Below are 20,537 nucleotides of genomic sequence, written 5' to 3' on the forward strand. Positions count from 1 at the left end.
ATCTGCCTGGCCGGCGGCTCCAGCACCGCCGTCCCCATATGCCGCACCTGCCCGATCGCCACACCGTGGCTCACACCGACGCCTCGCAGCGTTGTTCCCATCTCACCCGTCTCCGGTAGTGCGGCCTCCGCGCCGCGGGGCGGTTCGTCCTGCGCCTGCGCGCCGCCGTGGCGACGGCGGTGGCGTCACGTCCAGAGGAAGAGTCCGTCGCCGGACTTCACCTCGCCGTCGACGCGGACACCCGAGAGGGCGTCGGCGGTCGCCTCCACCGCCACGACCGGGGACACCGGAGACTTGCCCGCGGCCTCGACCGCGGCCGGGTTCCAGCGCACCACGGCCTGGCCGCGGAGCACGGTGTCACCCTTGCGGACCAGGAGCTCGAACCCCTCGCCGCCCAACTGCACGGTGTCGATGCCGAGATGGGTGAGCACACCGTGGCCCTCGTCATCGACGACCACGAAGGCGTGGTGGTGCAGGGACAGCACCACGCCGTCCACCGGCGCAACCGCCTCCTGCGGCTCCCGGACCGGATCGACGGCGGTACCCGGACCGACCATCGCGGCCGAGAAGACGGGGTCCGGCACTGCCGCCAAGCCGATGGCGCGCCCGGCAAGCGGTGACGTCACATGGGTCACGATGGCCCTCCTGAACAACGCGGCACGGGTCCGCGGCCAGATACGTGGGGGTGCGGCGACGGACCGCAGGGCCCGCCGCCGCACAGTGGTGTAGACCAGTTGTAGCACGGCGGCGACCCCGTACGGAACCTTGTCTCCCACCTTTTCGTAACCGTCTCACCCATGAGACACAGCACTGACCTGCAGTTTCATGGAGTGGCCAGAAATTGGTCCAGTCCTGTGCGGCTTTTGTGCAGACACCCAGGGCCCGGGCCGGAGCGATTCTCAGACCGGCTGCCTGATGCTCTCGATGATCCGGGCGAAGCCCTCCTTTCCGTGGCCCGCGTCGATCTGACGTCGAATCAGCTTCTGGACCATGGAGATGACCTCCGTACTGACGCCTTGCTCCTCCGTGGCCCGCACGAGCTCGTCGAGGCTGGAGAACTCCAGGCTCTGCTGTCCTTCGACGGTGTAGTCGCCACCATCGACCACCTCGGCGAACCCCGCGAAGGCCCCCGTCATGGCGGTCAGCCACGGCGCCGCCATGGCAGCGAACCGGCTCGCCGACACACCGGCCGGGGCGACCATGGCCGCGCCGTGCAGGAATCCGGCGAACATGACGTACATGCCCGCGAGCAGCGCGAAGTCATAGAGGGAGGCGAGTCCGGCGTCCTCACCGAAGTACGTACTGTCGCCCCAGAGTTCGAGCAACGGCCGGTGCCGCTGGAAGACGGCGGCCGAACCGCTGTAGAGGACCGACGCACCCGGCTTCCCGATCATTTCCGGTACGGCCATGATGCCGCCGTCCAGATAGTCGATCCCCGCCTCCGCCGCCCAGCCGGCCAACTCCCGTGACTGCTCCGGGGTGGTGGTCGTGACATTGATCAGGGTGCGTCCGGCCAGCTCGGCGGCGAGCGGATCGAGCACCTCATGGACCGAGGCATGGTCCAGCAGACAGGCGATCACCAGTGGGCCGGAACGGACCGCCTCCGCCGCCGTGGCGGCGGCGGCCGCGCCCTGGCCGACGAGGTCGTCCACCTTCCCGGCGGTCCGGTTCCAGACGGTGGTCGGGTGGCCGGCCCTCAGCAGTGTGTCCGCGAGGACACTGCCCATCGCGCCCAGTCCGAGGACACTCACCGGCGTGTTGGTGTTCGTGGTCATGGCGTGGGGCTCCCCCTCGTGTTGCGTGTTGATCGTCCGGCTTCGATCCTCGCCACCGCCGGTAGGGTTGACCAGTACGGACTTATAAGTCAGGTACTCACCTCCGGGTAAGTGCCCCCGGCCGGATCCGGAGGGGCGGATGGCACCGTCAGCGCGACGCGGTCCCTATTTCTGCGGTATCGACGCGGCGATGGACGTCGTCACGGGAAAGTGGAAATCGCTCATCCTCTGGGAGCTGGACCACCACGGGACGCGCCGGTTCGCCGAGCTCCGGCGCGGACTGCCGGGCGTCAGCGAGAAGATGCTGATCCAGCATCTGCGGGAGATGGAGGAGGACGGTCTCGTCCATCGCGAGGTCTACCGTCAGGTGCCGCCGAAGGTGGAGTACTCCCTGACCGAGCACGGTGTCTCGCTGAACGCCGCGCTCGCTTCCCTGGGGCGGTGGGGCACCGAGCGCATAGGGCGGATCGGGGCCGAGAAGATCATCCCTCGGGGCGATGCCTGAGACCGCCTACTTGGATTCGATCCGTCCGAGCGGATCAGGGCTGGAGGCCAGCGCGTCCCGCGCGGTCTGCCAGGCGGAGTCCTCGGGGTAGAACTCGCCGCGCAGATAGGCCACGGTGAGCCGCCCGACCGCGGCGACCCGCTCGGGGTTCTCGTCCGTGGTCTCGGCGACGTCGTATCCGGAGATCCCGCCGAGCCCGTGCTCCGCGCCGAACAGGGTGAGCAGGGACTTGGGGCCCGGGGAGAGGGCGTACGGGTCGGCGTGCCAGTCCGGGCCGGCGACCGTCAGGAAGGCGGAGTCGTCCTTGTCGCCCGCGACCACGAGGGCGGGCGCCGTCATCGTGGAGAAGTCCGTGTTCAGGAAGAACGAGTAGTTCTCGACGGTGAACTCGGTGAGGGCGTCACCGCCCCGGCCGGGCGCGGCAAGCAGCACACCCGCCGTGATCCGGGGCTCGGCGAGGTCCACCTCGGTTCCGTCCTGCGGATCGGTGAGGCGTGCCCCCAGCAGCAGGCTCGCGGTGTGCCCGCCCATCGAGTGCCCGGCCACCGCGACCCGGCTGTGGTCCACGCGGCCGCGGAGCTGCGGAACGGCGGCCTCGATCGCGTCGAGCTGGTCGAGGACGCGCGTCATGTCCTCCGCCCGGGTGCGCCAGTGCGCCACAACCGGCGACCCGCCGGAATCCCGGTTCAGCGTCCTGGAGTCCAGATGGGTCGGCTGGATCACGACGAAGCCGTGTGCCGCCCAGTGGTCGGCGAGCGGGGCGTAGCCGTTCAGCGAGGAGAGGTGGTGGGAGAAGCCGAGACCGTGCGAGAGGAGGATGACCGGAAGCTCGCCGCCGGTCATCGGGGCGGAGACGCGCACCTGCAGGTCCACTCCACGGCCGGGAGCCGGCAGCACCACCGGGCTGACCGAGAGGACAGGCGTGGGTGCACCGAGGGTCTCGGTCACGGAAAGGGGATTGCTCATGAGGAGTGTGCCTTTCGATGGCCCCTGCCGTCGGTCGCGTACGGCCGGCGGCGGGTAAGGCGGAGCACCCGCCTTCAGCTACCCTGAAAGCGGATCGTTGTTCCATTTACGATACGGAACACCGATCCGTTTCGTCAACGACGACTGGAAGGAGTGCGTGGTGCCTACGACAGGCCGGCCCAAAGGGGCGTCCGCCCGCAGCAAGCGGGCAGACGCGGTGCGCAACCAGCAGACGCTGCTGGACGCCGCCGCGGAGGTGTTCGTGTCCTCGGGGGTCGATGCGCCGATCCGGGAGATCGCGGCCCGGGCGGGCGTCGGACTGGGCACCCTCTACCGCCACTTCCCGACCCGGGCGGACCTCGTCACCGCCGTCTACCGCCACCAGATCGAGGCATGCGCCGAGGCGGGCCCGGCCCTCCTGGCCGACGCCAGCTCCCCGTTCGACGCGCTGCGCCAGTGGATCGACCTCTTCGTCGACTTCCTGGTCACCAAGCACGGGCTCGCGGACGCCCTGCAGTCCGACAGCGACCGCTTCGCCGCACTGCACACCCACTTCCTCGACCGGCTGATGCCCGTCTGCGGGGAGTTGCTCGACGCCGCCGCCGACGCGGGCGAGATCAGGACCGGCGTCCAGCCCTACGAACTCATGCGCGGCATCGGCAACCTCTGCATCGGACGGGACACCGACCCCCGCTATGACCCCCGTCGGCTGATCGGACTGCTCCTCCAGGGGCTGCGATCACCGCACTCACCCGGCGGCGGCGCGTGATGACCGGCGCGTGCGCCCACGCCGCCGAACTGCTTGGTCACCATCAGGTTCCTCGGTCACCAAAAAGTACGTTCTTCCAGGTCAGCGATAACTCTCCTACGGTTTCCCCGTCACCACGGGAGAGCACCAGCGGCCGGGGCGCACCCCCGGCTCCGATGACGAGGAGAACGCACCATGGCCATCACCCTGCTGAACCCCGAAGGACTGCCGACGATCGATGCCTACCGTCAGGTGGCGGTCGCGACCGGGTCCCAGCTGGTCTTCATCGCCGGGCAGGTGGCCTGGGACACCGATGGCGTCACGGTCGGCGAAGGCGATCTGGCCGCCCAGGTCGAGCAGTGCTACCTCAACGTGGGCACCGCCCTGGCCGGGGCCGGTGCTTCCTTCGGCGACGTGGCGAAGCTGACGCTCTACGTCGTCGACTGGACTCCCGACAAGATGCCCCTGCTCCTGGAGGGGATCGCCCGGGCGGCCGGGAAGCTGGGCGTCACACCGGTGCCGCCGGGCACGCTGCTGGGCGTCGCCGCGCTGGACGTACCCGAACACCTGGTGGAGGTCGAGGCCACCGCGATCATCGACTGAACTCCCGCCCACCGGGCGGGACGTCGCCGAAATCATGTTGCCGCCGCCGGCGGACGCATACGATCCTCCTGGCATGGACCTCCCACAGCAGGTGATCGAGCTGGACGGCCTCACGCTGCGCCGCTTCGACGGCGAGGCGGACCTCCCGGAGCTCTTCCGGGTCATCGAGGAGTCGCTGGAGCACCTGCGGCCCTGGACCCGCTGGCTCCCCGAGCACAGCCTGGCCAGGACCAGCACCTTTCTGTCCAGCCGCGCGGAGCGCTGGGCGAGCGGGGAGGCGTTCTCCTACGCGATGGTGCTCAACGGTGCGATCGTCGGCGCCTGCACGCTGTTCCGGCACGAGGACACCCCGGACCGCAGCTACGAGATCGGGTACTGGCTGCACCCCGCCGCCACCGGACGCGGGGTGGCCACCCGGTCCACCCGCGCCCTGATGGAACAGGCCTTCCGCCTTCCCGACGTCGACTTCGTCGAGATCGTCCACGATCAGGCCAACCATGCGAGCGGCGCCATCCCGGCCCGCCTCGGCTTCGTCGAACAGCTCCGCCGCCCGGCCGAGCGGCTCGCTCCGGCCGAGACCGGCGAGGACCGGGTGTGGCGGATGACGCGCGGCCGGGCCGAGTCGCTCACCGCCTCCGATACCCGATGAGGGGCCGGGCGGGACGACGGAGCGGGGAGGTCCGGCGGTGATCACCTATCTCCCCGAGTTCGAGCAGGTCTTCCTCCACACCTGGCGGAACGACCCGGAGGAGGAGACACCGTCGCTCCTCTCGGTGGTGTACGCACCGACGGCCACCGGACGGCGGTGGCTGCTGTGGGCCGGGCCGCCGTCCTTCCGGGAGTTCGTCCCGTTCGACGACGCCGATCACGTACGGGAGTTCGCCCGCGCCGTACTGGACCTCCCGGCCACGGCCGTACCGTACGAGCGGGAGGTGGACCTCGCCGAGGAGGAGCCGGAGGGCGGGGCGGATCCCGCCGGCCTGTGCGTGGCCACCGTGACCGTCGGCCGTGACATGTCCGCGGAGCACCGCCCCTACCTCGCCTACGGGTCGTACTACGTCCTGCCCGGCAGTCCGGACCAGTACGACCCGGGGCCGTCGATCCTCTGCCGTGATCCCGACGTCGGCCGTCTGCACTCCGAGGCCAGAGCACTGCTCACCGCACTCGACGGCGGTTGAGGTGGTCGGCGGTCGCGCTCGGGGGTGAGGCGCGACCGCCGGACCTCGGTTCCGGTCCTTGCGGCCGGTCCTAGTCCTTGCGGCCCGTCACCGCCACGCCGAGGCCGAGGCCGATCATGGAGAGCCCTCCGGCACCGCCCACCATCGAGAGCCGACGCGGGGAGCGGGCGAACCAGTCCCGTGTGGTGCCGGCCACCAGTCCCCAGACGCTGTCGCAGATCAGCGCGATGAGGTTGAACACCAGCCCGAGCAGCAGCATCTGCGCGGCCACGTTCCCTTCGTCGCGTTCGACGAACTGCGGCAGGACGGCGGCGAAGAAGACGATGGTCTTGGGGTTGGTGACACCGACGGCGAACCCCTCCCAGAAGGCGCGCCGCGTTCCTTGCTGATCACCGTCGAAGGACTGGAACGCCGTCAGCATCGACTTGCGCCGGCGCACCGCCTTGACCCCGAGATAGATCAGATAGGCGGCACCGACCAGCTTGAGCGTGGTGAAGACGAGGACCGACTGCTCGACGATGGTGCCGACACCCAGTGCCACGGCTATCACCAGCACATACGCCCCCACCGTGTTACCGGCGACGGTGGTGAGGGCGGCGCGGCGGCCCTGTGCCAGTGCCCGTCCGATCACAAAGAGGACGCTGGGCCCGGGAACGATGATGAGCAGAAACGAAGCGGCCGCAAAGAGGGCCAATCGATCGGGAGAGACCATGCGGCGATGGTAATGAGGGAGCCGCCCGCTCCCAACCGAATATTCACCGGGCGCGGAAAAACATGGGATCCCCCCCACCGGCCCGGAGCCGTCCGGCCGGGCTCGGAGCCCCGGCCGGACGAGAGCGACGGAGCCGGTGGCTAGTCCGCCGCCTTGGCGCAGGCGGGGTGGCCCCAGCCGTCGGAGTTCTTCATGATCGTCTCGCCCTTGCCGTAGGACGCGCCGCAGCGGCACCGACCGGGGAACTTCGCCGTGATGGACACCTTCGCGCGGGCACCGCTCCCCCGCTGCGCCGCCGCCTTGCGCGGACGCGCCGTGCCGGTCCGCCCCGCGCGCGCCGTCGGGGCCTCGGGCGGCGGCAGTGCGGACCCGAGAGAGGTACCCGCCGGCTCCTGGGTACGGGCGGTGTGGCTGGCCGCCTGGTCCGCGGCCGCGTTGAACGGGTCGCCGTCGACCTGGTGCGCGGCCACGTGGACGAACTCCACCGACCGCCCGTCCAGCAGTTCGTCGATGCGCATCACGAGCTCGCGGTTGGCCACCGGCGAGCCCGAGGCGGTCTTCCACCCCTTGCGGCGCCAGCCGGGCAGCCAGGTGGTGACCGCCTTCATCGCGTACTGGGAGTCCATCCGCACCTGGAGGGGCTGGTCCGCGTCGGTGGTCTCCAACAATTTGAGCAACGCGGTCAGTTCGGCCACGTTGTTGGTGGCGGTTCCGAGGGGCCCCGCCTCCCAGCGCGCCACCGAGCCCTCACTGTCCGCGACGACCCATGCCCAGGCCGCGGGCCCGGGGTTCCCCTTCGATGCCCCGTCACACGCGGCGATGATCTGTTCAGCCATACGCCGATACTGCCAGGACCCGGCCCGGGGCGGTGGCGCCTCCCCCGTCGGCGCCGTGTCCCCGGCCTAATATTTCCCCCGTGATGAATAACGGGCCCCGCCGGGGGCGGCGGACCGGGAGCCCGGACACCCGGACACAGATCCTGGAAGTGGCCCGGCGACGGTTCTTCTCCGAGGGGTACCAGAACGTGACCCTTCGTTCGATCGCCGCCGAAGCCGCCGTGGACGCCGCCTTGATCAGTTACTTCTTCGGCTCGAAGAAGGGGCTCTTCGGAGCGGTCCTCTCGCTGTCCGCCAACCCGGCCGACTTCTTCGCCCAGGCCCTCGAGGGAGACCTCGCCACCCTCCCCCAGCGGGTACTGCGCTCCCTGGACCTCGTCTGGGCGGACCCCGAGGCCGGTTCCCGGCTGCGTGCCGTCGTGAGCGGCGCCGCGGACGACGTGGCCATGGCCGCCCTGGTGAAGGAGGCACTGGAACGCGAGATGGTCGACCGGCTCGCCGCCCGGCTGGGCGGGCGCGCCGCCCACCGGCGCGCGGGGGCCTTCTGCGCCCAGGTGACCGGTCTGGTCATGACGCGGTTCGTGCTCCGGGTGGAGCCGATCGCCTCGATGCGCGCGGACGCGCTGGTCCGGCTCTTCCCCCCGCCGCTGCGGGCCGTGCTGCTGGAGCCCGGCCGACGTCGGCCGGGAGGCGACACGTCCGCCCCGGGCCGGAAGCGCTCCGGATCCCCCGGGCCGGATCAGTCCAGGAGGGCGCGCACGGCGGGTGCGTAGAGCTCGACGATCTCGTCGGGGGTGAGGGCCACGGCCGACGGTTCGCGGAGCACATAGCGGGCCGTGGCGAGGCCGATGAACTGGGCGCAGAGCAGCCCGAGCCTGCGCGCGTCGGTCAGGGCGGTCAGGGCCGGGGTGAGCTGGGTGGCGACGATCTCGCGGGCGCGGGCGGCCGCGTGTTCGTTGGTGACGGCCGAGCGGAAGACGACGAGCAGGACGTCATACCGGTCCACGCCCTCCCACAGCTCCAGGAAATGGCGGAGGAGCACACGCGGTACGTCCTCGCGGGGGACGCCGTCGAGGGAGGGCGGCCGAGTGTCGACCGCCGCGGCCGCGTCGAACAGCTGCTCCTTGCTGCCGAAGTGGCGCATCACCATGGCGGCGTCGATGGTGGCCTCCGCGGCCACCGACCGGATGGTGGTGCGCTCGTAGCCGCGTGCGGCGAACTGCCCACGGGCGGCTACGAGGATCGCGGCACGGGTGGCGTCGGAGCGTGAGGGAGTGCCGGTGCCGGTGCGGGGTCCGGCCTCGGTACCCCTGCCATCGCTCATGACCACCCACTGTAGGTCTCCGGCCGTCGGCGGCCAACCCGCCGCCGGGCGGCCGGAGTCGGAGCGGCTCGGCCGATGGGGCCGCGCCCGGGGCCACCGGGTGGACTCCGGCCTCCGGGCGCGTGCCGTGCGGGATGGGCGGTGCGGGGTGGGCGGTGCGTCCCGCCCACCGCTCACCGTTCACCGGTGTGTGCGCCTCCCCGCGGATGGCATGGAGCGCACCGTGCCGGTGGCTTCCGCACCGGGGTCCTCCGCGCTGGTCTCCGGTGTGCCGGTGTCCTGCGCGGGGTGGTGGGGACGCCCCAGCAGGACGAACACCACGACGGCGCACACGAGCGGCACTCCGGCGCCGCCCAGCAGGGCGCCGTGCAGACCGTCGATGAACGCGGACCGGGCGGGATCGACCACGGGTCCGCCGATGGCGGTGGCCGCCGCGAGCGAGGAACGGGCCGCCTCGGCCATGTGCTCGGGTATCCCGGGCAGTTCGAGGTTCTCGCGGTAGCCGGTGCTCAGCACACTGCCCAGTACGGCGATGCCCAGAGCGCCACCGAGCTCGCGGGACAGGTCGTTCATGGCGGAACCCACGTTCTGCAACGCCTTCGGCAGCGCGTCCGTGATCACCGTGGTGGCCGGGGTCGTGGCGATGCCCATGCCGATGCCGAGCGGGACCAGACCGGCGGCCACGAACGCGTAGGGACTGTCCTCCGTCAGCTGGGCGAGTGTCCCCAGACCCACCGCGACCAGGAGCAGACCGGTCACCCACGGGCCGCGTACGCCGAGCCGGGCGGTCAGCCGCGGGGCGAGCCGGGCGCTGGGCACCATGACGACGGCCATGGGCAGCAGACTGAGCGCGGCGATCAGTGCGCTGTCCTCCCGGATCATCTGGAGGTACTGCATCATCACGAAGATGTAGCCGAAGAACCCGAAGAACTGGAGCATGATCGAGAGCGAGGCCGCGGCGAAGCGGGGGTTGCGGAACAGCCGGGCGTCGAGCAGGGGATCGCGCCGCCGCAGCGACCAGCCGGTGAATCCGGCCACCAGGACCAGTCCCGCGGCGATCCCGCCGAGTGTCCGCGCGGCGCTCCAGCCGTGCTCGGGTGCCTCGATGACGGAGTACACCAGGACGGCGAGGCCCGTCACCACGAGCACCGCGCCGATGACGTCGACCTAGGGCGCGGCGGCGGCCGAAGCGGTCGCCCAGGGTGCCGGCGGGGAGCAGCAGTGAGGCGAAGACCAGACTGTAGGCGTCGATGATCCAGGACAGTTGGGTCTGGCTCGCGTGGGTGTCCCGCGCGATGAGCGGCAACCCCACGTTGAGTGAGGCCATGGCGGCGACCACGGCCCCCAGTGCCAGACAGGTGACGACGAGGACGAGGCCGTGGCGTACGGGTGGCCGGGCAGAGCTCCGGGCCTCGGGAGGGTGCGTGGCGGGCATCGGTGATCGGTCTCCAGGAGAGTTCGGCAACGTGACCGAGACTCGCCATCCGACCCGTGTCATTTCAACGCTGATGAATTAATTCCAGGGGCCCCGTCAGGCCGGAGCGCGGCCCCGGCCGCGGCCGCACCGTGGATGCCCAGGGCCCTTGGCGCGCACTGATGAATTAGGGTCCGCGCTGGTATCAAGGCCCCGCTCCTGGACTGCCCCGCGCAACCGCCCCCCGGGCGCTCAGCTCTGGAGGATGTCGGCCGCGGGCGCGGCGGCCGGGGTGGCCACCGGCGGTGTCGTCGGCCCCGACCGCTCCGCCCACCGCACCGCCGGTCCCATCGCGTACGAGGCGGCGACGAACAGCCCGCCCAGCACCAGCCATCCCGGTACCCCCCAGGTGACCAGCAGCGCGGTGAGCAGCAGGGGCCCGGCCGTACGGGCCACGATGAGCCCCGTTCCGAAGAAGCCCTGGTACTCACCCACCCGGCCGTCCGGCGCGAGACCGAAGGCGATGTGCCACGATCCGGCCGAGTGCAGCATCTCGCCCACCACGTGCAGCACCGCGCCCGCGAGCAGCGTCAGGACCGCCACCCACACCGGCGCGGCGGCCGCCGAGACCGCGCACACCACGCAGGACACCAGCAGGATCCAGCCCGAGCGGCGGACGGCCCGCATCGCGGTGCCCGTCGAGGAGACCCCTCGTGCGGCACGCACCTGGAACGCGGCCACCGCCAGGGTGTTGAGCAGGAACAGCGCGGACACCAGCCACTCCGGCGCCCGGGTGTGCTCACTGATCCACAGCGGTATGCCGAGGCTGAGCAGTGGCATCCGCAGCAGCAGCACCGCGTTGAGCAGGGTGATCAGTGTGAACGGACGGTCCCGCAGCACCGCGAGCGCCGGCCCCCTGGCACCGTTCGCCGGGGCGACGACGGGCAGCCGCCACAGCACCAGGGCACATCCCAGGAAGCTCACCGCGTCCATCGTGAACACGGCGAGGAAGCTGCCCCGGGTCCCGGAGTAGAGCGCGTATCCACCGAGTCCGGCGCCCACCGCGAGCCCGGCATTGAGGGTGGACTGCAGATGCGCCAGCACACTGGTCCGTTCACCGGGCGCCACCAGCCCGGCGAGCAGGGCCTGCCGGGCCGCCGCGAGCCCGGACTGCGCCACGGCGTAACAGCACGCCGCCACCAGGAACGGCCAGAAGGACCGGATGAACAGGAACGAGGCCACGGACGCGCTGGTGGCCAGTGCGAGCAGCACCGCGGTACCGCGCGGCCCCCGTCGGTCGGCGAGCGTCCCCAGCCAGACGCCCACCACCGCGCCGACCGCCCAGGCCACGGTGAGCCCGAGGCCGACGCGTGCCGCGTCGAGACCGACGACGGTGGTGAAGTAGAGCGCGGAGGTGGTGTAGAACGCCCCGTCGCCGAGGGAATTGATGAGCTGGGCGAGGGCGAGGGTTCGGGGCGGACCGGCGGGCGGCAGGAGGCGGTGTCTGATCACGCTACGACCCTAGAGGGCTGATCCCCCTTCCCCCAGGGCCACTTCATCGGAGATCGCATGGTCCACTTGCCCGCTTCCTCGTCCGGGCCACCGCCCTGGCCGCCGCCACCCCGGCCGTGCGAAGTCACCTGTCGCATGGCCACGTTGGAGTACGGCGTCGCTCTTGACCCCGGCAGGGACCACCCCCATAGTTACCCACTGGTAAGTCAGAGGTGCGGCGCCGTGGGGGCGCGGACCGGCACCGCGGAAACCCAGAGAACGGGATGGTGGACGGTGACGGACAACGCCCGAGCCGCGCTCGATCAGCTCCGCGACGCGAGCCACTTCGAGTGGTACGTGATACCGCTCCTGTTGGTGGTGCTCTACGTGTACGCGGTCGAGGTGGAACGCAAGAATTGGAACGTGTTGTTCGCCGGTCTCGCCCTGTGGGGCATGGACTGGTTCAACGAGATCTGGAACTCACTGGTCTTCCACTTCACCGATCGCGCCCCCATGTGGGGCGCGCGAGGCGAAACCGCGTATCAGATCCTCATCGGGCTCAACATCGAGATCTGCTTCATGTTCGCCATCATGGGTGTGGTGGCCGCCAAGTTCCTGCCGCCCCGCGAGGTGCGCATCCTGGGGCTGCCCAACCGTCCCGTGATGGTCGCTGTGAACTCCGCAGCGGCGGTGTGCGTCGAACTCATGCTGCACAGCGCGGGTGTGCTGACCTGGGACTGGTCCTGGTGGCAGGCGAGCTTCCCGCTCTTCATCTTCCTCCTCGGCTATGTGCCCTTCTTCATCGCCTGCTTCGCCGTCCACGACATGCGCACGGTGCGCGCGAAGGCCATCACGGTCGGCGCCATCCTCGGTCTGGACGCGGTGGCACTGATCGTGTTCGGGGCGCTCGGCTGGCTGTGAGCGGCACGGCACTCGACCGGCGCACCGCCGGACACCGTCGGCCGACTCCCGCGCACCGGCGCGCGCCAGGCCGGAACACCGGATCGGGGCAGGCGATGTTTGCTCTCCGGCCAATCGGTTACGCGGAGACCATGGCCGAATCAAAGAGCACACGCACCACTGACCGGAGCGCCACCGTGAACGCCAAGGCCGCCGCCACCAAGGCCAAGGAGACGACCGCCTCCCAGGCCAAGGCGGCGACGGACAAGGCTGAGGACACCGCGAAGGAGGCAGGGAAGAAGACGGCTCGGACCGCGAGTCGAGCGACACACGCCGCCGCGGAAAAAGCGCAAGCCACCGCGGGAAAGGCGGTCGCCACCGGCCGTACCGTGGCGGTCGAGGCACCCAAGAAGGCCGCGGCCGCGGCGGGTACCGCATGGATGGTGATCAAGGCACGGAAGATTCTGACCGCCGCCACCGGTGCCGGGGCAGCCGCCACGGCCGCCACGGTGGTCGTCCTCCGCAGGAGGGCAGCGCGGCGCCGTCGCCCTCTGGCACGGCTGACCGGTGGACGACTGGGCACCTGAGGTCGCCCACCACCAGGCGGTTCCCTTCCGTGATCCGCCGCCGTACGCCCCGGCAGCGCCCCGGCGGGCCCGTCGGCGCCGTACACGAGCGAGGATCACACCAGCTCGGCGAGGTGTCCGAAGACATCGTGTGCAGACCCCCCGCGCACAGGTCATCGGGCACCTCGTCGGCATATCAGGACCCCTGCCGGGCGTCGGCCGTTTCCGCGTGAGGTTTCCGTTCACACCGGGCCGACGTTCACACGTAGCGGTCGAAGAGGGCCTGGATGTAGTCCTCGAGCCTGCCGGTCAGCACGCTGGGCGTCAGATCCGCCCGGCCCAGCTCACGCCAGGGGACAGCCACCTTCTCCGCATCCGGGGCGAACGCCAGTGCGTCCAGGAGCCGCCAGTACAGATGGGCCGGACCCTCCCCGGTCAGGGTCCCGCCCGCCGCCGCATAGCGGTCGGCGAAACCCATGCCCGCCGGAACACCGTGCAGCAGGGCCAACGTGGTGGAGCAGTGCGCCACATCGAGATCGGCGGGCCCCCACGAGGTCTCCACCCAGTCCACGACACCACTGATCCGTGTCTCCTCGCCCTCACCCGTGAAGAGCACATTGCCCGGGTGGAAGTCGCGGTGCAGGAAGCGGGGTTCGAACGGCGGCGGATCCTGCCGGATGATGTCCACGGCCCGCCGCCACAGCCCGGGGCGGCGCGTGGCATCGGGGGGTGTCACCCGCTCGGGCGCGGTCCACGCCTGATAGTCCCGTGGCCGGGTCCCCTCCGTCACCCGCACCCCGTGGATACCGACCAGTTGACCGGCCAGCAGCGCGGCCCGCACATCGGCTCCATGGTCGGTCACACGAACGGTCCCGGGCAGCAGGGACATCAGCAGGGACGGGTGGTCGCAGTGTTCCGCCGTGGCATCCACGTCCACCAGCACGGCCGCGGGTACGTCCGTGGCGGCGAGCAGATCCAGCACTCCCGCTTCGCGGGTGAGCAGACCCTCGGCATGCCGCAGGTAGAACGGTTTCAGGAAGGAGCGGAGGACCAGCGAACGACCGCCGCCCGGACCTGAGAGGTCCAGCCGGCGCATCTGTGAGGTCCAGCCGCCGCGCAATCTGGTGACCGCTTCGATCCGGTCCCCCACGGGCAGCCGCTTCTCCACCCAGGAGCGCGTCGCGCTCCAGTCCTCCTCGCCACTGATCATGGCCGCCAGGCTAACCGCCGCCTCCCGGCCGGTCGACACCGCTCGACACCACCGCGATCCCGGAAACCCTAGGCTCTTCCCCATGAGTGAACGGAGTCCGGCCACCGGGGATCTGACGGCCGATGTCTCCCCGGCGGAGATCTTCGGCGACTCGGACCTGCCGGCGTGGCGCAACCGCGCGCTGCTCGTCTTCGACCGCGTCCCGATCCCGGCCGCGGTGTGCCGCACCGACGGCACCGTCCTGCTGGCGAATCCGGCCATGGCGGCCGAATGGCGCACCACTCCGGGACGGCTCCGGGGCCGCGATGTGCTGGAGCTGTTCCACCCCCGTTCCGTGGAGCAGGTCCAGCGCATCGTCGAGGCGGTGCGGCACGGCCATCGCTCCCGGTATCCGGTCCTGGTGCACTGGCCCGGCCCCGATGGACTGCAGCGGTACGGGGAGTTGACGGCGGACACGGTGAGCGATACGCCCGAGGCGCCACTGTGGCTGCTGGTGCTGCTGAGGGTGCTCGGTACCCAGGACACGCCCGAGGAGCCACCGCGCTCGCCCACCGAGAAGGTCACCGCCCGGGAGCGCACCGTCCTGGCACTCGCCGCGGGCGGCGCCACCACCGCCCAGATCGCCCGCGCGGTCGGGCTGACCACGGACGGGGTCAGCTATCACATCACCCAGCTCTCCCGCCGCTGGGGCGTGGCCAACCGTACGGCACTGGTGGCCCGCGCCTATGTGCTGGGCGTTCTGGACGCCGGTATCTGGCCACCGAAGGCGCGGGACCTGTGAGAAGGCCGCCCACATGACCCCCGAGGTCTCCCCTTCGGATACAGCGGCACCCGCCGCGGAGGCAAGAGTCAGGAGACCTGGGTCACTACAGATTCCGGTAGGAGCGGGTCTGCGGACACCCCGCCCGGAACGCCACGCTGAGGGATGCGCCGTACCAACGGCATCCACCCGCACGGCAGTTTCCGGCTTCCGGGGAAAGGCATCTCCATGACCGAGGTCATCCTCCCTCCGCACGACGGGGTCCGCTCCGGCCCTCCCGTCGTGGACATCTCCGCCACCGGCATGACCGCCACCCCCACCCTGCAGGCGATGGACCACGCACGGCGTCACGGTCCCGTCTTCGTCCAGCGGCTGCACGGCAGGGACACCCTGTTCGTCAGCGGCCTGGACCTGGTCACCGAACTGGCCGACGAACAGCGGTTCAGCAAGGCGGTCGGACCGGGACTGCGCTACGTGCGCGAGTTCACCGGCGACGGGCTGTTCACCGCCTACAACGACGAGGCCAACTGGGCCAAGGCCCATGACATCCTCATGCCCGCCTTCGCGCTGGGCTCGATGCGCACCTACCACCCGGTGATGCTGCGCGTCGCCCACCGGCTGATCGCCGGCTGGGACCGGCACGCCGCCGTCGGCACCCCCGTGGACGTCCCGGGCGATATGACCCGGATGACGCTGGACACCATCGGACTGGCCGGGTTCGGGTTCGACTTCGGCTCGTTCGACAGCGAGGAGGCGCATCCCTTCGTCGACGCGATGGTGCGCTGTCTGGCCTGGTCGATGGCGGGGCTGAGCCGGAAGCCGGGCGTCGACTACAGCGAGCGCGACGAGGCGTTCCGCCAGGACGCCGACTACCTGGCCTCGGTGGTGGACGAGGTGATCGCCGCACGCACCGCGCAGGGCGGCACACCGGACGAGGAACCCGCCGACCTGCTGGGTCTGATGCTCCGGGCCCCGCATCCGGCCGACGGCGCCACCCTGGACGAGGAGAACATCCGCAACCAGATCATCACCTTCCTGATCGCGGGACACGAGACGACCTCGGGCACCCTGGCGTTCGCCCTCTACTTCCTGGCCAAGCACCCGACCGTGCTGGACCTGGTGCGGCGCGAGGTGGACGGACTGTGGGGCGACACCGCCGGCCCCGAGCCGACGTTCGAGGACATCGGCAGGCTGCGCTACACCCGGCAGGTGCTCAACGAGACGCTGCGGCTGTGGCCCACCGCCCCCTCGTTCACCCGTACACCGCACCAGGACACCCTGCTGGGCGGCCGCATTCCGCTGCGCGCGGGACAGGACGTCCGGGTGCTCACCACGATGCTGCACCGCGATCCGGTCTGGGGCGACAACCCTGAGCTGTTCGACCCCTCCCGGTTCGCCCCGGAGGCGGAGGCGGCGCGTTCACCGCATGCGTTCAAACCGTTCGGCACCGGTGAACGTGCTTGCATCGGACGGCAGTTCGCCCTCCACGAGGCCACCATGCTGCTCGGCATGCTGGTCCACCGCTACCGGCTGATCGACCATGCCGACTACCGGCTCCGTCTCAAGCAGACACTCACCATCAAACCCGAGGGCCTCACCCTGACCCTCGTTCCGCGCACCGCCGCCGACCGCGCCCGCCAGGACACCGCACTTCCCACGGCCTCCGTCCCCGGGACCACCCCGGTCGAGGACAGCTCGCTGCCCGCGCGGGTGCTGCCGGACACCGGCCTGCTGCTGCTCCACGGCTCCAACTACGGCACCTGCCGCGACCTCACGGAACGCCTCGCCGACACCGCCGGGGAGATCGGCTGCGCCACGGCATGTGCTCCGCTGGACGCCCACACCGGCGCACTGCCCACCGACCGGCCCGTGGTCATCACCGCCGCCTCCTACAACGGGCAGCCCACGGATGACGCCTCCGCCTTCGTGCGGTGGCTGGAGAACGCCGCGCCGGGCGCCGCGGACGGTGTCACCTATGCCGTCCTCGGGGTCGGCGACCGCAACTGGTCCGCCACCTACCAGCGGGTCCCCACCCTGATCGACGAACGGCTCACGGCCCTCGGCGGCACCCGGCTGCTGCCCCGCGCGGAGGCCGACGCCTCGGGTGACCTGTCCGGATCGGTGAAGGAGTTCACCACGGCGCTGCGCACCGCACTGCTCGAACACTCCGGGGACCCGGCCACCGTCGGCGCCCGACGGGACGAGGTGGCCGACGACGGCGGCTACACGGTCACCGAGGTGACCGGCGGTCCGCTGGACGCGCTCGCCACCCGCCACGGGATGACGGAGCTGACGGTGACCGAGGCCGGGAGTCTCAGCCACCCCGCGTACCCGCGGGTCAAGCGGCTGGTCCGGCTGGCGCTTCCGGACGGTATGACCTACCGGACCGCGGACCACCTCACGGTGCTCCCGGCCAACGCCCCCGCGCTGGTGGAACGCGCGGCCCGGATCCTGGGCCTCGGGCTGGACAGCGTCGTCCAGATCACCACGCGCCGCCCGCGCCGCGACGGGCTCGCCGTCGACCGGCCACTGACCGTCCGTGAGCTGCTCACCCGGCACGTCGAGCTCCAGGACCGGCCGACCGCCGAGCAGTTCGCCACCCTGGCCGGGCTCAATCCGTGCCCACCGGAGCGGCGGGAGCTGCTGAGGCTGGCCGAGGACGCGACCGCGCGCGCCGCCGACCACCGCACCGTGCTGGACCTGGTCGAGGACCACCCGGCCCTGCGGGAGGCGCTCACCCTGCCGGTGGCACTGGAACTGCTGCCGCCGGTCCGCCCCCGCCACTACTCGATCTCCTCCTCCCCCGCCGTCAGCCCCGGCGTCATCGACCTGATGGTCTCGGTGCTCCGGGCTCCCGCACGCTCCGGACGCGGTACCTTCCACGGTTCCGGATCCGGCCATCTGGCCTCCCTGCGCCCCGGTGACACCGTGCTCGCCCGGGTCCAGCCGTGCCGTGAGGCGTTCCGCATCCGCCACGACGCACGGGCCCCCGTCATCATGGTCGCGGCCGGAACCGGGCTGGCCCCGTTCCGCGGTGCCATCGCCGACCGCGGCGCCCTGATGGCCGGTGGCGCCGAACTCGCCCCGGCCCTGTGCTACTTCGGCTGTGACGCTCCGGACGCCGACCTCCTGCACGCCGATGAGCTGCGCGCCGCGGACCGGTCCGGTGCCGTATCGCTGCGGCCGGTCTTCAGCGAAGCGCCGGTCGAGGGACTGCGGTTCGTCCAGGACCGCGTCATGGCCGAGGCCGACGAGGTGTGGCAGCTGCTGGAGGCGGGAGCGACGGTGTACGTGTGCGGTGACGGCAGCCGTATGGCGCCGGGTGTCCGCGACGCCTTCCGGGCCCTGTACACACGGCACACCCCGGGCGCCGGGGAGGACGCGGCACATGACTGGCTGCGGTCGCTGACGGTCCGGGGCCGGTACATCGAGGACGTCTACGCCGGCTGAACCGGCTCCGCCCGCGGCCCGCCCCCGGTGGACCGCGGGCGGACGCCCGGCTCAGCCGGGCGGAAGAGACCGTGGCGATGGGCCAGCACGATGGCTCAGGCGGCTGCCCCGGCGGACCGGTGACCCGCTACAGCACGGAGGCGCTGTCCAGCACCGCGTCCACTTCCTGACGCGCAGACTGCTGCGGCGACTCGGCAACGCCGAGGAGAAAGGCCACGCGGTCGTCGCGCACCGAGACCAGGGTCAGCCGCAGGTGGTTCTCGGTGCCGCCGTCGGCGTCGCGGACGGTCAGCGCCACCGTGTACGCCGGGCGGCCATCCACCTCGACCGCGCGGGACTCCTCCTGGGTGGAGCTGCCGTCCGGGTAGAAGTACTCCGCGTTCGAGCGCGCCGCGCTCTCCGTCCGCTGCCGCAGGGCGGACCGCGGCACCGGGTCGCCTCGGCCGGCGAGGACCACACCGCCGTCTTCCTCGGCGTCGTCCCCGGCCTCCGTGGCGTCCTCGGCGGGGCGCCGGCTGATGGACGAGGTGTAGGCGTCGACCAGGTCCTCGTCGGACTGCCGCCAGCCCTCGGGGACGGCATAGGACAGCCCCGCCGCGCGGTCCGTGACCCGCGGCCGCCCGGCCAGCGGTGCCCCGTCCTCGTCGTGGGTCAGCGACCAGGTCGCACCGGCGCCGGCGGCCAGGACGAGGAGCACCACGACGATCGCGGTCACCGTCCCCCGTCGGCCCCGCGGCGGGGCGTCGGGGGGCGGAGGCAGGTGGCCGGGGGCGGCCGGAGTGGACCACGGGGCATCGTGTGGAGCGGTTGTCATGGGGGCAGTATGCGGCGGTGCACCGGTCCGGGACGTGAGCGCTGCTACTCAGACGGCTACTCAGTTCTCCCCGGGGACACCGCCCGGGACACCGCGCGGTGCGGTGTCCGCGCCCTCGGCCGCCGGTGTGACGACTGATGGAAGGGCGCCGGGCTCGGACAGGGTGCGCAGCAGGAGCCAGCCGACGGCGGGCAGGGCGATCAGCGGCATCAGCGCGGTGTGCAGCGACGTGGCGTCGGCGAGGGCACCGATGGCCGGGCTCGCGACACCGCCGACGCTGACGGCCAGGCCCAGGGTGACACCGCTGGCCGTTCCCACCCGCCGTGGCAGGTAGTCCTGGCCGAGGGTGACGTGGAGGGAGAAGGGCACGTACAGACCGGCCGAGGTGAGCGCCACGCAGAGGTAGAGCGCCGGACCGGGGACGAACACCACTCCGGCGACGGCGAGAACGCTCAGGGCGTAGGACCACCGCACGACCGTGACGCGCTGGTGGCGGGCAGCGAGCCGGCCCCCGGCCACGGTGCCCACCGCACCGCCGAGGTAGAGCACGAAGAGGGCGGCGGTACCGGCGGCGCCACCTCCGCCGGTGCGCTCTCGGACGTAGAGCGAGATGAAGGTGCTCAGGCCGACGAAGACGATCGAGCGGCACACGATGGCGCCGGTGAGCCGGGTGAAGGAACGCCAGTCGTCGCGGCCGGCGGGCGTGGCCGCGCGGGCCGTGGCGGACGCGGCGGCGGGTGGCCGCGCCGCCCGCAGCGCGGCCGCACACAGCACGGCCCCGGCGACGGCGGGCACGGCCAGCAGGGGTGAGGCGCGCAGCCCGGCGGTGGCCACGACGGCGGAGACCAGCAGCGGGGCGAGGGCGAAACCGATGTTGCCACCGAGGGAGAACCAGCTCATCCCGGTGTGGCTGCCGCGGCTGATCTCACGGGCCGCCCGCGCCGCCTCGGGGTGGTAGGCGGCGACACCGATGCCGGTCACCGCGACGGCGAGGAGCGTGAGGGGATAGGAACCGCCGAGGCCGCTGAGGGCGACGCCCGTGCCGGCCGCCAGTGTGCTCACCGGCAGCAGCCAGGGCAGGGACCAGCGGTCGGTGACCGCTCCGAACAGCGGCTGGACCACGGACGACAGCAGGGTGGCGGCGAGCACGACACCGGAGGCGGCGGCGTAGGTGTATGCGCGCTCGGAGACGAAGAACGGCACCAGCGCGGCCACCGCTCCCTGGTAGATGTCCACACAGGCGTGTCCGACGGACATCAGCGTGATGGGCCGGTGGCGTGATGGG

The 20,537-nt window shown here is 71.5% G+C and carries 21 protein-coding genes and 1 pseudogene; 10 read left to right on the forward strand and 12 right to left on the reverse strand.

Translation table 11 applies throughout. The annotated features are described in order from the left end of the window. Positions 1–185 precede the first annotated feature (185 nt). Both AC07FT_RS23260 and AC07FT_RS23265 read right to left on the reverse strand, forming a co-directional pair. Positions 186–635 (reverse strand): PTS sugar transporter subunit IIA, encoded by a 450-nt coding sequence (locus AC07FT_RS23260; RefSeq protein ID WP_479177910.1) that lies wholly within the window; start codon positions 633–635, stop codon positions 186–188. 264 nt (positions 636–899) lie between these two features. After that, a complete protein-coding gene (locus AC07FT_RS23265; RefSeq protein ID WP_479177911.1) occupies positions 900–1,775 on the reverse strand; it encodes an NAD(P)-dependent oxidoreductase in 876 nt (291 codons plus the stop codon). A 139-nt stretch (positions 1,776–1,914) separates the two neighbouring features. Between AC07FT_RS23265 and AC07FT_RS23270 the strand changes: the two genes are divergently transcribed. Continuing rightward, positions 1,915–2,280, forward strand: a complete 366-nt coding sequence (locus AC07FT_RS23270; protein WP_479177912.1) for a winged helix-turn-helix transcriptional regulator — start codon at positions 1,915–1,917, stop codon at positions 2,278–2,280. A gap of 6 nt (positions 2,281–2,286) precedes the next feature. On the opposite strand, the gene AC07FT_RS23275 is transcribed toward AC07FT_RS23270, so the two are convergent. Next, complete coding sequence (locus AC07FT_RS23275; RefSeq protein WP_479177913.1) at positions 2,287–3,246, reverse strand: alpha/beta hydrolase family protein; 960 nt, start codon at positions 3,244–3,246, stop codon at positions 2,287–2,289. 160 nt (positions 3,247–3,406) lie between these two features. Here AC07FT_RS23275 and AC07FT_RS23280 point away from each other — a divergent pair, with 160 nt between their 5' ends. From AC07FT_RS23280 to AC07FT_RS23295, 4 genes are all read left to right on the forward strand, one after another. Beyond that, a complete protein-coding gene (locus AC07FT_RS23280) occupies positions 3,407–4,015 on the forward strand; it encodes a TetR/AcrR family transcriptional regulator (protein ID WP_479177914.1) in 609 nt (202 codons plus the stop codon). A gap of 174 nt (positions 4,016–4,189) precedes the next feature. After that, complete coding sequence (locus tag AC07FT_RS23285) at positions 4,190–4,597, forward strand: RidA family protein (RefSeq protein WP_479177915.1); 408 nt, start codon at positions 4,190–4,192, stop codon at positions 4,595–4,597. Between the two features lie 73 nt (positions 4,598–4,670). Further along, complete coding sequence (locus AC07FT_RS23290) at positions 4,671–5,246, forward strand: GNAT family N-acetyltransferase (protein ID WP_479177916.1); 576 nt, start codon at positions 4,671–4,673, stop codon at positions 5,244–5,246. Positions 5,247–5,283: 37 nt separating this feature from the next. Further along, a complete protein-coding gene (locus AC07FT_RS23295) occupies positions 5,284–5,775 on the forward strand; it encodes a hypothetical protein (RefSeq protein ID WP_479177917.1) in 492 nt (163 codons plus the stop codon). Between the two features lie 70 nt (positions 5,776–5,845). Here AC07FT_RS23295 and AC07FT_RS23300 read toward each other — a convergent pair whose 3' ends face one another. After that, complete coding sequence (locus AC07FT_RS23300) at positions 5,846–6,487, reverse strand: LysE family translocator (protein WP_479177918.1); 642 nt, start codon at positions 6,485–6,487, stop codon at positions 5,846–5,848. A gap of 140 nt (positions 6,488–6,627) precedes the next feature. Beyond that, positions 6,628–7,323 carry a ribonuclease H family protein gene (locus AC07FT_RS23305; protein WP_479177919.1) on the reverse strand — a complete coding sequence of 232 codons (696 nt, stop codon included), beginning with the start codon at positions 7,321–7,323 and terminating at the stop codon, positions 6,628–6,630. A gap of 83 nt (positions 7,324–7,406) precedes the next feature. On the opposite strand from AC07FT_RS23305, the gene AC07FT_RS23310 reads away from it, so the two are divergent. Next, positions 7,407–8,096, forward strand: coding sequence for a TetR/AcrR family transcriptional regulator (locus AC07FT_RS23310; RefSeq protein WP_479178028.1), 690 nt, complete (start codon positions 7,407–7,409; stop codon positions 8,094–8,096). On the opposite strand, the gene AC07FT_RS23315 is transcribed toward AC07FT_RS23310, so the two are convergent. The 4 genes and pseudogenes from AC07FT_RS23315 to AC07FT_RS23330 form a co-directional block, all read right to left on the reverse strand. Continuing rightward, positions 8,063–8,647 carry a TetR/AcrR family transcriptional regulator gene (locus tag AC07FT_RS23315; RefSeq protein WP_479177920.1) on the reverse strand — a complete coding sequence of 195 codons (585 nt, stop codon included), beginning with the start codon at positions 8,645–8,647 and terminating at the stop codon, positions 8,063–8,065. The two genes, AC07FT_RS23310 and AC07FT_RS23315, sit on opposite strands and share 34 nt — an antisense overlap. A gap of 180 nt (positions 8,648–8,827) precedes the next feature. Beyond that, on the reverse strand, positions 8,828–9,796 hold the full coding sequence (locus AC07FT_RS23320; protein WP_479177921.1) for an MFS transporter: 969 nt from the start codon (positions 9,794–9,796) through the stop codon (positions 8,828–8,830). Positions 9,797–9,827: 31 nt separating this feature from the next. Further along, positions 9,828–10,145: pseudogene (locus AC07FT_RS23325) on the reverse strand (MFS transporter); the annotation flags it as partial. Positions 10,146–10,313: 168 nt separating this feature from the next. Further along, on the reverse strand, positions 10,314–11,570 hold the full coding sequence (locus tag AC07FT_RS23330) for an MFS transporter (protein ID WP_479178029.1): 1,257 nt from the start codon (positions 11,568–11,570) through the stop codon (positions 10,314–10,316). 276 nt (positions 11,571–11,846) lie between these two features. On the opposite strand from AC07FT_RS23330, the gene AC07FT_RS23335 reads away from it, so the two are divergent. Together AC07FT_RS23335 and AC07FT_RS23340 are read left to right on the forward strand one after the other, a co-directional pair. Next, positions 11,847–12,473: a hypothetical protein gene (locus AC07FT_RS23335; protein WP_479177922.1), complete on the forward strand. Its 627-nt coding sequence runs from the start codon at positions 11,847–11,849 to the stop codon at positions 12,471–12,473. 131 nt (positions 12,474–12,604) lie between these two features. Further along, positions 12,605–13,039 (forward strand): hypothetical protein, encoded by a 435-nt coding sequence (locus AC07FT_RS23340; RefSeq protein ID WP_471199028.1) that lies wholly within the window; start codon positions 12,605–12,607, stop codon positions 13,037–13,039. A 238-nt stretch (positions 13,040–13,277) separates the two neighbouring features. Here the strand turns inward: AC07FT_RS23340 and AC07FT_RS23345 are convergent, their stop codons facing one another. Beyond that, the gene (locus AC07FT_RS23345) at positions 13,278–14,228 is read right to left on the reverse strand and encodes a phosphotransferase family protein (protein ID WP_479177923.1); all 951 of its coding nucleotides are present in this window, start codon (positions 14,226–14,228) and stop codon (positions 13,278–13,280) included. An 82-nt stretch (positions 14,229–14,310) separates the two neighbouring features. Here AC07FT_RS23345 and AC07FT_RS23350 point away from each other — a divergent pair, with 82 nt between their 5' ends. Continuing rightward, entirely contained in the window at positions 14,311–15,009 is a 699-nt protein-coding gene (locus AC07FT_RS23350; protein WP_479177924.1) for a LuxR C-terminal-related transcriptional regulator, read from the forward strand. A gap of 207 nt (positions 15,010–15,216) precedes the next feature. Further along, positions 15,217–18,438, forward strand: a complete 3,222-nt coding sequence (locus tag AC07FT_RS23355; RefSeq protein WP_479177925.1) for a bifunctional cytochrome P450/NADPH--P450 reductase — start codon at positions 15,217–15,219, stop codon at positions 18,436–18,438. A gap of 127 nt (positions 18,439–18,565) precedes the next feature. Here the strand turns inward: AC07FT_RS23355 and AC07FT_RS23360 are convergent, their stop codons facing one another. Then, positions 18,566–19,252: a hypothetical protein gene (locus AC07FT_RS23360; RefSeq protein WP_479177926.1), complete on the reverse strand. Its 687-nt coding sequence runs from the start codon at positions 19,250–19,252 to the stop codon at positions 18,566–18,568. A gap of 60 nt (positions 19,253–19,312) precedes the next feature. Continuing rightward, entirely contained in the window at positions 19,313–20,509 is a 1,197-nt protein-coding gene (locus AC07FT_RS23365) for an MFS transporter (protein ID WP_479178030.1), read from the reverse strand. Positions 20,510–20,537: the final 28 nt, after the last annotated feature.

The sequence above is a fragment of the Streptomyces sp. NPDC045899 genome (genome assembly GCF_056431485.1).